The 12842-nt window shown below is 50.2% G+C and carries 10 protein-coding genes and 4 tRNA genes; all 14 read right to left on the bottom strand.

The genetic code is table 11. The features are described 5' to 3' along the window. Positions 1–92 (bottom strand): GTP-binding protein (locus tag Q0698_RS13165; protein ID WP_018694456.1); only part of this gene is annotated, 92 nt, incomplete at its 3' end. 67 nt (positions 93–159) lie between these two features. Further along, positions 160–235, bottom strand: a tRNA-Thr gene (locus Q0698_RS13160). A 25-nt stretch (positions 236–260) separates the two neighbouring features. Beyond that, positions 261–334, bottom strand: a tRNA-Gly gene (locus Q0698_RS13155). Between the two features lie 30 nt (positions 335–364). After that, positions 365–448: transfer RNA gene (locus tag Q0698_RS13150), tRNA-Tyr, on the bottom strand. A gap of 80 nt (positions 449–528) precedes the next feature. Further along, positions 529–604, bottom strand: a tRNA-Thr gene (locus tag Q0698_RS13145). Positions 605–660: 56 nt separating this feature from the next. After that, positions 661–1200, bottom strand: a complete 540-nt coding sequence (locus tag Q0698_RS13140; RefSeq protein ID WP_298637150.1) for a hypothetical protein — start codon at positions 1198–1200, stop codon at positions 661–663. Next, positions 1197–1874 carry a type III pantothenate kinase gene (locus Q0698_RS13135; protein WP_298637149.1) on the bottom strand — a complete coding sequence of 226 codons (678 nt, stop codon included), beginning with the start codon at positions 1872–1874 and terminating at the stop codon, positions 1197–1199. The genes Q0698_RS13140 and Q0698_RS13135 overlap by 4 nt, the downstream gene beginning before the upstream one ends. Next, on the bottom strand, positions 1874–2806 hold the full coding sequence (locus Q0698_RS13130) for a biotin--[acetyl-CoA-carboxylase] ligase (RefSeq protein ID WP_298637148.1): 933 nt from the start codon (positions 2804–2806) through the stop codon (positions 1874–1876). The genes Q0698_RS13135 and Q0698_RS13130 overlap by 1 nt, the downstream gene beginning before the upstream one ends. A 7-nt stretch (positions 2807–2813) precedes the next feature. Next, entirely contained in the window at positions 2814–4175 is a 1362-nt protein-coding gene (locus Q0698_RS13125) for an MBL fold metallo-hydrolase (RefSeq protein WP_298637147.1), read from the bottom strand. An 18-nt stretch (positions 4176–4193) separates the two neighbouring features. Next, positions 4194–5381 carry an MFS transporter gene (locus Q0698_RS13120; protein ID WP_298637146.1) on the bottom strand — a complete coding sequence of 396 codons (1188 nt, stop codon included), beginning with the start codon at positions 5379–5381 and terminating at the stop codon, positions 4194–4196. A gap of 84 nt (positions 5382–5465) precedes the next feature. Continuing rightward, the gene (locus tag Q0698_RS13115) at positions 5466–7058 is read right to left on the bottom strand and encodes a tetratricopeptide repeat-containing sulfotransferase family protein (RefSeq protein ID WP_298637145.1); all 1593 of its coding nucleotides are present in this window, start codon (positions 7056–7058) and stop codon (positions 5466–5468) included. Between the two features lie 93 nt (positions 7059–7151). Further along, on the bottom strand, positions 7152–9662 hold the full coding sequence (locus Q0698_RS13110; RefSeq protein WP_298637144.1) for a TonB-dependent receptor: 2511 nt from the start codon (positions 9660–9662) through the stop codon (positions 7152–7154). A gap of 134 nt (positions 9663–9796) precedes the next feature. Then, the gene (locus Q0698_RS13105) at positions 9797–10654 is read right to left on the bottom strand and encodes a carbon-nitrogen hydrolase family protein (protein ID WP_298637143.1); all 858 of its coding nucleotides are present in this window, start codon (positions 10652–10654) and stop codon (positions 9797–9799) included. 62 nt (positions 10655–10716) lie between these two features. Further along, on the bottom strand, positions 10717–12612 hold the full coding sequence (locus Q0698_RS13100; RefSeq protein WP_298637142.1) for a PLP-dependent aminotransferase family protein: 1896 nt from the start codon (positions 12610–12612) through the stop codon (positions 10717–10719). Positions 12613–12842: the final 230 nt, after the last annotated feature.

Raw genomic sequence — 12842 nt, 5'->3', positions numbered from 1 at the left:
GCTGCAGTTAGAGTTGTTTTACCATGGTCAACGTGACCGATTGTGCCCACGTTTACGTGGGGCTTGGAACGTTCAAACTTTTCTTTAGCCATCTGACCAATTCCTCACCAGGATGATTAAGACACGAAAAGGAGGCTTTACAAGCCTCCCACTGAAAATTGGAGCTCTTAAGCGGATTTGAACCGCTGACCTCGTCCTTACCAAGGACGCGCTCTACCAACTGAGCTATAAGAGCATTAATCCAAAATTTGAAAAATTCTTGGAGCGGGCAGCGGGAATCGAACCCGCATCATCAGCTTGGAAGGCTGAGGTTCTACCATTGTACCATGCCCGCCTAATACCCAAATAAGGCAACTTTTAAAAATGGTGCAGGGGGGTGGATTCGAACCACCGAAGCTTGCGCGTCAGATTTACAGTCTGATCCCTTTGGCCACTCGGGAACCCCTGCAGGGCGGTGTGCATCATAGCGACACCAGGCCATAAGTCAAACGATTATTTTGATAAAAATCAATTGTTTAACTTATAAAATGGAGCTGGTGATAGGAGTTGAACCTACGACCTACTGATTACAAGTCAGTTGCTCTACCAACTGAGCTACACCAGCCTCACTGCCTTTCAGCGAGGCGTATATTAGTTAAACGCCGCAGCCAAAACAACCCCTCAACAGGATTTTTTTTCAATAAATTCAAACTGATAGCGATTAATAAGCCATTCAACCTGCGGCGCACTAATAATGACGCGCCATGCAGGCTCTCTTAGCTGATAGAGCAACATTTCAGATTTTAGCCCAGCGGCGCCTAATTCTCGCTGTAGCGTTAACGCATTTGCTTCGGAGCTAAAAATTCCGAGTGAGTATTGGCCAACTTTTGGCCCCGTCGTCACTTCAAAGGCGCCTGATACAACGCTTCGATAGTCATTCAAGCTCGCAGTCGTATCCGAGGCACTAACTACCCACCATTTGTCGCCATCTTTCCACTGATCGAATTCGTTGACCTGCATCGTGCCACTCAGTTTATCGATTGCATCACTAAGGACTTCGAGCTCGTCGGCCTCATAGATATTGACGGTGTAACAGCTCAAAACTTCCGGATTTGCTTCACTGTGCATAGCGGCATTATCCGAGTTACTATCGTTGGCACTCAGCCACCAGCCGGCTAGAATCAGATTGGCTATTAACAGCGCTAGTGCTATGGCCTTCATTTAAACTCCTCGAACTTTGCATGCTTCAAACCGTTCAGTACTAGGCCTTCCTGATAATGCACCTGCTCACCAAGATAGGGAACTAATAATGGTCCGTCCCCACCCGTCACAACGAGAGGAGCGTTAGGCGCCCAACGCTCTTGTAACCACTTAATTAAGCCAACAGCTTGCGCAACCGCACCAAGACCCACTGCACTAGCAGTATTGGCCGGAACCTTTGGCAGCGATTCAAAGCTAACTGTACCCACACGATCTGTTCCAGCCAACAGGTTGGTAACGCTCAACCCTACACCTTGCGCAATGATGCCGCCATAAAACACTCCCTCAGCGATATAGTCCACGGTCAGCGCCGTACCGGCGTCAACGACGATAGCCTCGTGGTAGATCTCGCAGGCACCGAGCGCTGCCAGCCATCGATCAACGCCTAGGCGCTCAGGCTGCTCATAATCACACTGTAGTGCCGGAACCGACGCAACGGTAGCTCTAAGGCACTCAACTCCCGACATAATTAAAGGCGCTAGCAGTTCACGCGTACGCTGCTCACTCCGCACAGAACCAAAACGGGCACGCTCAGAAACGGGCATCTTAGCTGTATCATCGATGACCATTATGTTTGTCGGCTCGCTTGCTTGGCGACATTTAACGCGGGTGTTGCCGATGTCGAGTTCTAGCATCAAGAAGTTCCTCGCAAGCTGAGTTCGCCACCGCTAAAGTGAACCAGCTCATCGCCAATCAATACTATTAACGAGCCATCACTATCAACGCCCTTTAGCGTCCCCTGCTGCTGATTCGCTGCTGAGGAGACCGTCACCAACTCATTCATCCACAGAGCCCGGTTCATCCACGCATCCTTTAACGGCCTAAAGCCAGTTTCTTCATAGTTCATTAGACCGCGAATCAATCGATTACTTAACGCGACAAATAGCTCGTCCTTGTCGTAGCAATTTAGGTGGGTAACCCGCTGGTCGACGGTCGGTGTTTTTAAAAGATTAATACCAACTCCCACAACAACAGTCACTGGACCATCCACATCACCATCGACTTCAACGAGCACTCCACCAAGCTTAGCCTGGTTGTAGTAGAGATCATTAGGCCACTTTAGCGAGATGTCGAAACCAAATTGCTGCAGTACTTCGGCCACCCAAACTCCTACCGCCAAACTCAACCCTGAGAGCACATTGAAACCTGCGTCAAACTGCCAACGCAGACTAAAAGAGAGGCCGGTACCAATAGGCTGCTGCCATTCCCTCCCTCTTCTACCACGCCCTGCAGTTTGTCGCTCAGCCAGCAATATCTTTGGTCGAGCATCACCAGCGCGCGCTTCCGCCACCAAAATAGAATTGGTTGAGCCAACCTCTAACCGCGTGTCGATGAGCCAATCGGGATGATGGTACTGCAGCGCGATGACAGCCTCTAGCCTTAACAGTTGATAGCCACTTCGCAGCGCATAACCTTTAGAAGGAAAGGTCTCTACAAGCTCGTCGAGTTCCTTGAGTCGCTTAGAGATCGCCGCTCGACTGACGCCGAAGCGATCGCCAAGCGCAGCACCGCTAATTGCTTCGTGATTTTGAATTTCACGTAATAGGGAATAAGTTTCTAGAGCCATAGGGCGATCAATCCAATGTTAATTCTGACTGCAATACCGCCAAGCTTACCTCAACACCCTTAAACTCGCGACGAATTCGTCGCCCTAATGCACGCTGAGCATCAGCTTCACCGTGAATAATTCGAATATGCTTCGGCGGAGCGGCCATAGAGGCAATGAATTCGACCAGTCCCTGCTCATCGGCATGGGCAGAGTAGCCGCCCAACGATGAGATATTCGCATTGACGACTACCAACTCGCCATCGATGGTCACTTCCGATGCCCGCTGAAATAATTTCCTTCCGAGGGTTCCGGAAGCTTGGTAACCAACAAAAAGCACATCCGTAGACGCCAACGGTAAGAGCTCTCGTAAAAAGTCGATGACTCGCCCGCCTTCACACATGCCACCCGCCGCAATGACGATAGCGCTTTCCTCGCGTTGGCGGAGCCGGTTCAACAACTGCACATGATCTTCGAAACTATCAATACAAATGAGATTATCAAAACTTAGGGGATGACGCTGCTGACCAAACAAAGCCTTTGCCTCGGCATCCCAAAGGTCTCTGAATTGCTCATAAATTTGCGTGAAGGTGGCGGCTAGGGGCGAATCGAGCACAACAGGGATCCGAGCCCAGCGCGGGTCACCCTGCGTGAAGATCTGTTCTAGTTCGTAGAGTAACTCCTGGGTACGACCTATACTAAAGGCCGGAATAATAGTAGTACCTTGGTTTTCCAAACTCCGTTCGAGGGCTAACTTGAGCCGTCGGTGCCGCTGCTCCCGTGCCTCATGGTGACGTCCACCATAAGTACTCTCGATAACCACGAGGTCGCAGTTAGATGGCACCGCCACATCAGGTAATAGTGGCGAATTTTTGACCCCTAGGTCACCCGAAAAGAGCACTGAGTGATGTTGCGAAGACACCTCCACGAATGCTGAGCCGAGAATATGTCCGGCGACACGAAAGCGAACACGAATCGTACCCTCTAACTCCGGTAGAGCTACCTCATGATCATAATCGACGGGCTTTAACAGCGTGATAATGCGATCAAGAAGTTCGGCTGCTAGACCTCGCGACAACTTCACACCAACACGTATCGCATCCTCTAAGACTTCAGGCAGCAGCGCTGCAGTAGCCCGCGTGCAGTAAATGGGGCCGCTAAAACCACTCGCCACCAGCTCTGGAATACGGCCAACATGGTCGATATGCACATGGGTAACGAGGAGGACAGCTATGCTGTTAATATTGAAGTTGAAGCCGGAAGCGCGATGGCGCTTCCTATCCCGACCTTGGAATAACCCGCAATCCACCAGTAAACTTCCATGGGGAGTCTGCAGCTCGTGACAGGAACCTGTTACGCCCTTCGCGGCGCCGTGATGTATCAGCTTCATAGAGCTATGGTGGCGTGCCTACTCGGCTTTGTCTAGTAAGCGAGCGGGTGACAAGACCAGTAACAGGCAAATAATCAACGATACTACCGCCGCGTTGAGCATCATAGAATAGTTACCGTCACCTACTACTAACGCAGCAGCCATAGGTCCTGACGCTAAGCCCATCTTCGACGCGAAGCCAGCCAGCGCAGCCATCTGCCCCGTGGTATCAAACTCCGCGCATAAGCCGAGCAGGTAGGAAATAACGAATGCCCAGGTGATACCTATCGCAACGTTCGCCCACCAGTAGACCCAGAAAAGCTCACTAAAGTGAAACGCCCAGGTGCCTATCGCAGTTAGCAGAATACCTACTGTTAAGGGGAGGACGCGGCCAAAGCGTGTTGAGAAGATAATCACCAGGCCAGACCCTAAAATCCCCAACCACGCCGCCTGACCCAGCGCGGAACTGATATCATCAATGTTGATTCCTGCGTCCCGACCTAAACCAATGATGTAGGCATAGACGGCCATATTCGCAGCCTGGAAGAAGAAGGTGGCAAACAGCACCAACAGCAGCGGCTTGCTGAGTTTAGAACCTACACTTTTAAGCGGCGTCGCCGCTGACTCCTCGGGGTGATAGTCCCCCAAAAATGGCAGCATCAGTAGCGTGACCACAGAGAAGGCTATGAGCGCTAAAAAGAGTGCCGTTGTGCCGTATTCCGGGACCAACGGCGGCAAATACATGAGCCCTACACCGCCTAGACCGAACTGTACCGACAGTAGATAACCGAAGGTACGGTCGGCATTGGTGGTTCGGGCAATCACCGCAAAACCGATCCCTACAAGCGCCCCGCCAATTACTCCGTGCATGAAACGAGCAGCCATCATAATCAGTGGCGATGAAACTAGCATCGAGAGCAAATCCATTGCTATGAGGCCACAAAGCAATAAGTAAGCGCTGACTTTCCAGTTGATTTTCTTAATAAAGAACACCACACCAAAGGCACCCAGAGCCGCACCGTATACGTTAGCCGAACCTACGAAACCAGCTTCTTGATTGCTAAAGCCTAAGCCATCAATGAGCCCGTCCACTAACGCGGGCATAATGTTTACGTAGAAAATACCCGCGGTAGCCAGGAAGGCAAGCAGTAGTCTTGCTAATTCACTGTTACGCTCTAGTTTGGGGAATCCTGAGCGTGTTAATTCGTTGCTCGACAACTGAGTCATAGGGTATTTATCCTTGATTGGCGTTCATTATTGTTATGGTCTAAGTGGATCACTCTCACGCGTTAGCGCTTTTTTTCGATTACTTTAATACTGATAGGGATTAATCCCCTCATCTTCCAACAACTTAATGACCGGCGCGAGTTCTGTGGCCACATGTCGCCACTTCTCCACGGAAGAGCGATAGATAGATTGCCGAACCTGAGCCGCACTAGCAGTGGTACTTGCGGCTTGATTGCTTTCCGGGGCGAGCATGGGCTTCTCAAGGCTCAGCTCACAGTAGTCCGCCAACGAGCGGATCGTTTCCTCCGGCTGTGACACTAGCGCCTCATAACTTAGTGTGTGGATTCGATCTCCCGCCTGCATCAGCCAATAGCGCATTAGCTTTCGATAGCCAATGTAATAGCGAGTGAGTTCGATCAGGTCATAGGAAAACGGGTAAGCATCTTCAAATAGATTCTTATAGATAGCGTAAATAACATCCAACGGAGCGCGCTCGAGTAAGACAACTTTCGCATTGGGCAGGGCGCTAATAATCAGTCCGATATTGAGATAATTCATAGGCAGCTTATCAATGAACCGTGAGCTATCGCCCCGTAACGCATTGATTGCCGAAAGGTATGAGCGCGCTAGCTCAGACTTATTCAGCTTGTCCGCGGCATTTACTGCTTCCTGTCGACTCAGCTTTGAAGAGTGAGTCGTCTTCATGAGTAGGCTGTTTAGCGCCATAGGAAAAGCGTTGGGTTCGCCTAGCGATACAATTTCACTGTGCGCACTAAGCACCCGATCAACCAAAGTGGTTCCCGAGCGAGGAAGGCCAAGTACGAACATAGCCCCCTCTCCCGCCCAACGATCCTCTGTGGGCTGCCAACTCGTATCAATCGAGCTCTGGCACAAAGCGCTGAGCGTAGCGAGGTCAGCCTCTAAATCATAGTTAATATGTTGTCGCCTGAGCATTGCCGCGTCACTGAGCCGCTCAAAGGACAACCCATAACTGCCCAAATCCTCTAGCTCTTTGGCCAGCCCATAGCCAGCCTCAACACGCTGACGGGGGGTCAACTCATAGTCTCCCACTAATTGCGAGAGTAGCTCTACCTGATTATCATCAGAACTCTTGGCTCGAAGCCCAGCATCAAGCAACCTTGCGGCTGTGTGCTTAGGCGCAAGCGCTAAACAGGCCGCCAGCATTTGCTGCGCCTCATCCAGCTTACCGATAAATCGACAGACCGTTGCCACGTTAAAATAGGCTTGGGCATCAGCCTCCCCGATCGCGACAACTTGGCGATACAAGCTTAGCGCCTCAAGGTGTTCATCCACCGCCACTAAAAGTCGTGCGGCCGTTTCTAGCTGATAGCGTGTTTTTAACTGTTGCAGTGCTAACTTACTCATTCGCTCTCGAACCGCGGCGAGATTACCTTGAGCACCCTGCATATTAGCTGCCTGTAATTGATAGGCAGCTGAGTTCGGCTCTAGTTGCAATGCATTGCCAATCGCCTGCTGAGCCAACTGATAATTCTTTAACTGGTATGCAAGCTGGCTAATGGAATACCACCCTGAAGCAAAACGCGGAAACTCTCGGCCTAATCGCTGAGCGAAGCGTAACGCAGCGGCGGAATCGCCTCGATCGAATGCGCTCCAAAGCTCCTGCTCCAACACTTTCATATCCTTTGAATTTGACACTGCCAAATGATCCATTTATGTCTCTCGCGGTGAAAAAAAAGCCCCGGCCAAAACCGAGGCTTTTTGATTGCCAGTTTTATAACTCAACTATACCTAGAAGGTGTAGCTTGCTGATAGCCCAATTGTACGTGGCTGCATGATAAACTGACGATTGCCGTTACCATACCAGTTCTCGAAAACTCCCGTATCGTAACTCCAGTAGGCCTCGGGGAAGGCGCCGGTTACACCGGCTTCGTTGCTCAAGTTCTTACCGTACAGAGAAACCGTCCAGCTATCCGTCACTAGACTTGCCGAAGCACCCAGGATAAAGAAGCTGTCGTGGGTTTGATTCTGCAAGCTAACTTCGTTAATAAAGTTCTCTGACTCGCTTTGACCGTAGGCATTAACTCGGGCAACAAGATCCATTCCTGGGGTCAGCGCCCAACTATCTTCTAAGCTCAATGACACAACACTATCGGGCGAACTCGGGAGAACCGAACCGGCTGGCGCTACTAAACTTCCTGTCTGAGTGCTGATGAAATCTTCGTCTAGCTCAGCCTGTACGTAGGTGTAGCCAACGTGATAGCGCATGGTATCCGTTAAGTAACCTTCGACTTCAGCTTCGATACCGGTGGTGCTTGCCGCTTCACCATTCATCGCTACATAGAAGCCGTACCAAGCGGTAGTGGTGTTGAGCTGTGGTTGATCCCAATCTACATAGAACGCCGATACGGTGTAAGACATGCTATCCGAACGACCTTTAATACCAGCCTCGTAGTTAATAACGCTATCGGAATCGTAACTGCGGATTGCTTCGGCATTAGGCTCACCGAATGAATCTCCATTCGCTAGGCTTGGCACGGCGTTAGCACCGCCACGACGATAACCTTCAGAAACCGTACCATAGACCATCATGCCATCGGAGATGTCATAGCTAGCGTTCAACTTAAGTAGTACGTCAGAGTCGCTATCCGTAGACTGAGGCACCATTGGTGAAGTCCAGCCTTCCACTAGCGGGTAACCCATAATGGTGTCGTTGACACTCTCGTTATCGAACCAGCGGAAGCCACCAGTAACACGGAAACGATCGCTAAAGTTGTAGGTCACTTCACCGTAAATTGCGGTTTCTTTAAAGGAAACGTCACGGGCGTACTCGAAGTCACGCTCTGTCAGAGTTTGCCCGGTGTACCAAACGTGGGGCCAGAAGCCATCACAGGACATATCCATGGTTGCAGCACAGGATTGCTGATACTCATTCATGCCGGGGTTCCAGCTGTTTTGGAATACATGCTGGTCCTGGTCCATGTAGAACGCACCAACCAACCAGTCGATAGCACTATCACTATCATTTGAAACCAAGCGGAACTCCTGAATTAGCGCCGAGTCATCGTAACCACGCTCAGCACGCTGTGCTGGTCGAGGCCAACCGCTGTAGCCGAAGGTGTCAATCCAGTCGCGACTTGCAGCGGGATCAACTTGACCACCTGATACCCATAGACCACCGTTATCACTATCGCCGCGACCGGTGTGGTCATAGTTAGAGGTGTTGGACGTTAAAGTAGCAAAACCTAGGTCCCACTCCAGATCCAGTGAGGTCAACTCTACGTCACGCTCGCTTGGCTCCAATAGAACCTGACCCGAGTCGTACTTACCGTACTCGAAGTAGAGCGCCGAGCCTGCCGGCTGACCATTATTACCAAGCGTTACCGCTCGGCGGCCGCCCGTTTCATCACTTTGAGTTTGGTAGCTAAGCGTTGCGCTAAAGGTATCAGATAGATCCCACTTAACCGCTAACTTGGCGTAGTCGATAGAAACCCAGTCAGCATCTTCAACTTTCTCGTAGCAAGCGCCGCTGCTGATGACATCGGCGTCTGAGGCCGAGCGAGGGTCTTCACAGCCGGAACCGGTATCGACCAGTGGCTCACCATAGGAATTAGTTTGATAAGCGTTAACGTAATCTACAATACCGTCATTCTCGATACGACCTACACTGGCGCGAAGAGCTAAGCTATCGCCCATTGGGATATTCACCATCGCATCAATGTTTTGGTTATTGCCTTCCGAGCCATCGGTCACACTGTAGTCGCCCGAAATTTTTGCTTCGAAGCCTTCAGTGCTAGGCTCATTGGTAATGTAACGAACCGTACCCCCTAGGGCACCAGAACCGTAAAGAGTACCCTGCGGGCCACGAAGCACTTCAACGCGTTCAATATCCTTAAGAACAAAGTTGGCATAAAGCGGCGTGTTGTTAACATAGGTTGAAACCGTTGGTACCGCGTTTAACGCGATATCACCGTTCAGACCGTTATCAACGTTAAGACCACGAATGATAATACTGTTTACCGTACCTGAGTTGCGGTAACCGCGATCGACTACCGAGACCCCAGACATCGAGCGCAGTAGCTCAGCCTGGTCAGTAATATTCCGCGCTTCAATCTGATCGCCACTCATGGATGAAATGTTATAGGGGATGTCTTCCACGGCTTGCGCTCGTGCCGAGGCTGTTACGACCACCTCTTCTAGCATACCTGCTTCTTGAGCCGTCGCTACAGCGCTTACCCCGAGTGTTGCGACGGTAGCAATAGCTGCCGCCAACTGATTTGTTTGAAAACGATTACCAACCATGGTTATTCACTCCACTAAATATAATTCTTATCGTATTGACCTAGTACCAGCGTCATATCCCTTTGATGTTTATTTAAACTATCGAATCGCGTTTTTTACGAGTAGTACCAGTTGACCGCAATTTATGAGTCCAGTTAGCGCTTCAACTGTTTAGGTACTTCAAGCTCACCCAACGAAGACCATGCCTTTTGCTTGTCAGCGTTTGGCTGATAGCAGTCGAACACAATGGGGTTGTCTCGGAAGCTTTTGATGGTTTGCCCTAGGCCGAACATGCCGCGCTCACGCACACGGCGGACATGCTCAAGGTCCAGTTCAATAGGCATTAATTCCCTACCAATACTGGCTTGATGAAGTACCGCACCATCCGGCCCACAGAGTATTGATTGGCCAACACCTAACTCTCCTGCAGCATTCACATTCAAGAAATAACACTGGCCAATCGTGGCATTTGTTCTAGAGATCGCCAGTTCGACCTCGCGATCAATGGTGCCAGTTAGAGTGGGGCAAATAATGACTTCAGCACCTAAGTAAGTCAGATTACGTGTAACCTCTGGATACCACTGGTCGTAGCAAATGCTGACGCCAAATCGACCGACATTCGGTACATCGAAGACGACGAACTTGTCACCTGAGCTAACCCCTTTTTCATAGGGGTAGAAGGGGTAGATTTTGCGATAACGCGCAATCACTTCGCCTTCAGGGTTAATGACTGGAGCAACATTGAAAACATCCTCGCCTTCTCGCTGAAACATCGATCCAGGAACTAGCCATATAGCTAGCTCTTTAGCGAGCTCCGAATAGAATTGTTCAGTTTCACTCGGATGGTTTTCCGCGAGCTCGGGGTTAGTCCCAAAGCTGGCAAGCTCGGGCAAGATGATCATATCCACCCAAGGGAAAATGGCTTTGGTTTTTAGAATTTCTTTTTTGATTTGCCGGCGATTGTCGCCGGCTGTCAACTCAAGCTGAAGGCCCGCGATGGAGAAGTGACTCATGTACACCACCTAATAGAAAATTATCGTTTTATTGTTACTTTCTATTACAGCGGTTTAGCAAGCTAGGCGTTAGAGCCAGATAACGCTTGCGTTTTAGTCCAGTTGGTTGCCTGAAGCCGATCGTCCTCGGAAGTGGTTGCTAAGGTATCACTATTAACTAGGATGCCCTGATCAATTAATCGCCCCTGTTCGTCAAAGAGTTTGAAGACATTATCAAGCAAGACTACATGGTACCTGCCGGCTTCACCCCAAGCCCACCGAGTCCAACGGCGACACCAATAGCTGCCTTCAATCCACCACTCACCGCTATCACAATCCTCGTTCGCGTAGCCAGCTTTGCCGTTTAACTGCCCATCACTCTGAATATCTATGGCGCAGGGATCACCATAGGCTATAGGACAAAGCATCGTCTTCCCAGCTAACCGAGAAATAATCTCCTCGCCCGATAGCCGCACTCCTTGCGCATCAGCCAATGACTCCACGCGCTCCTCAGAAACCGATTCAATGAGATCTCTAAGCTGATCCACCCCTTCTCGAATACGTTCTTCGGGAATACTTGTCACCCCTAAGCGAAAATAATTTTGCCCCGCCTGCTGGTCCGCGAAGTAATCGCCAATTGGCTCAATTAATATCCCGCGCGCCGCCGCTGCTTGCGCCAAATAACCAACGTCGACATCATCAGACACTCTCAACCACAATGCAGTACCGCCCTGTGCCGGCGCTACATCTACAAAGGGCAGCAGGTAGTAGTTAACGGCGCGTCGAAGCGCAATCCATCTGCGCTCAAACTCTCGATGTAACTGATTGATAAACGAATCGTAATAACCCAATGATAAAAAGAATGCTGCGGTGCGTTGATTATTCAGTGGTGGATGCTTAACCATCAGTGAAGAAAGTCGACGTAGCGGTTTGATAACCTCCTTCGGGGCGACAATAAAGCCCAGCCTTAAGCCTGGCGCTAAAAGTTTAGACAGACCTGATACGTATATCACTCGATCTTCAGCACTCAATCCTTTTAACGAAGGATGAGGCTTGCCTAAATAATTGCTTTCCAATTCGAAGTCGACTTCAACGACCACTTGATCGTTAAGTTGAGCGCTTGCTAATAATTCATGACGCCTTGGCATACTCATCGTCACCGCCATGGGTATTTGATGACTTGGCGTGGTCATAACAATGTCGGCACGTCGCGCGGCCGGGGTAACCTGCATTCCCTCATCATCGACGTCGATGGGGATGACTCTACCACCCGAATGCTCAATCACATGACGGAACCCTGGGAAACCTGGATCTTCAACCGCAACACTAGTTGTTGAGTCAACCAGCATATTACTCAGAAGATACAGAGCTTGCTGAACGCCAACTGTGATCATTATTTCATCAGAGCTAGCCTGAATTCCTCTGCGGGGAAGGATCTTAGTACGAATTTCCTCAATCAACATAGGATCATCAGCACCGCCAGTCTCGCTGGCCCACTGCTTAATTTGACCAATCGTCAAAGCTTGGCGTGATGCTTCTCGCCACTCTTTGGCAGGATAGAGTGATTGATCAAAAACTCCATCTAAAAAAGGATAGGGAAAACGTTGCCAATTTGGCGGCGTCTCGAACTGTTTTTTGTGGACAGCCTGGCGACGGACAACTCGGGACCAGTTAGCAGACTCACGCCGCTCTGATACCAGATTGCCATCAAACCCTACTCGACCTTCAAGGAATTTAGCATTGACGAAGATACCTGAGCGCTCACGTGATACCACGTAGCCTTCATCGATGAGTTGCTCGTAGACGAGTACAATAGTATTGCGAGCTACGCTCAACTGCTCGGCCAATTTACGCGACGAGGGGAGTCGTTTACCCACGGGGAAAACACCGGAAACGATGGCTTCTACCATTTTTTGACGAATATGGGCTTGAAGGCTTAGATCCGTATTCGGATCAAGAAATATAAGTGCTGACTCCATGCATCCCTTGCTGGTGACTAATTGTTAAACATCGACAGTACCAAGGTTTCTAGCTGGGTACAATTAAGCAACGCACAAACAGCCTCTTGAGAGCTAAAGACATGCCCATAAAAGAAAACCCCAACCCGCTAGGCGGATTGGGGTTTCTTTTTAATTAAGTGCCTGGCGGTGACCTACTCTCACATGGGGAAACCCCACACTACCATCGGCGATGAAACGTTTCACTTCTG

This window comes from uncultured Umboniibacter sp. (genome assembly GCF_947497555.1).
GTDB lineage: Bacteria > Pseudomonadota > Gammaproteobacteria > Pseudomonadales > DSM-25080 > Umboniibacter.
This window is presented reverse-complemented; position numbering and strand designations above follow the sequence as displayed.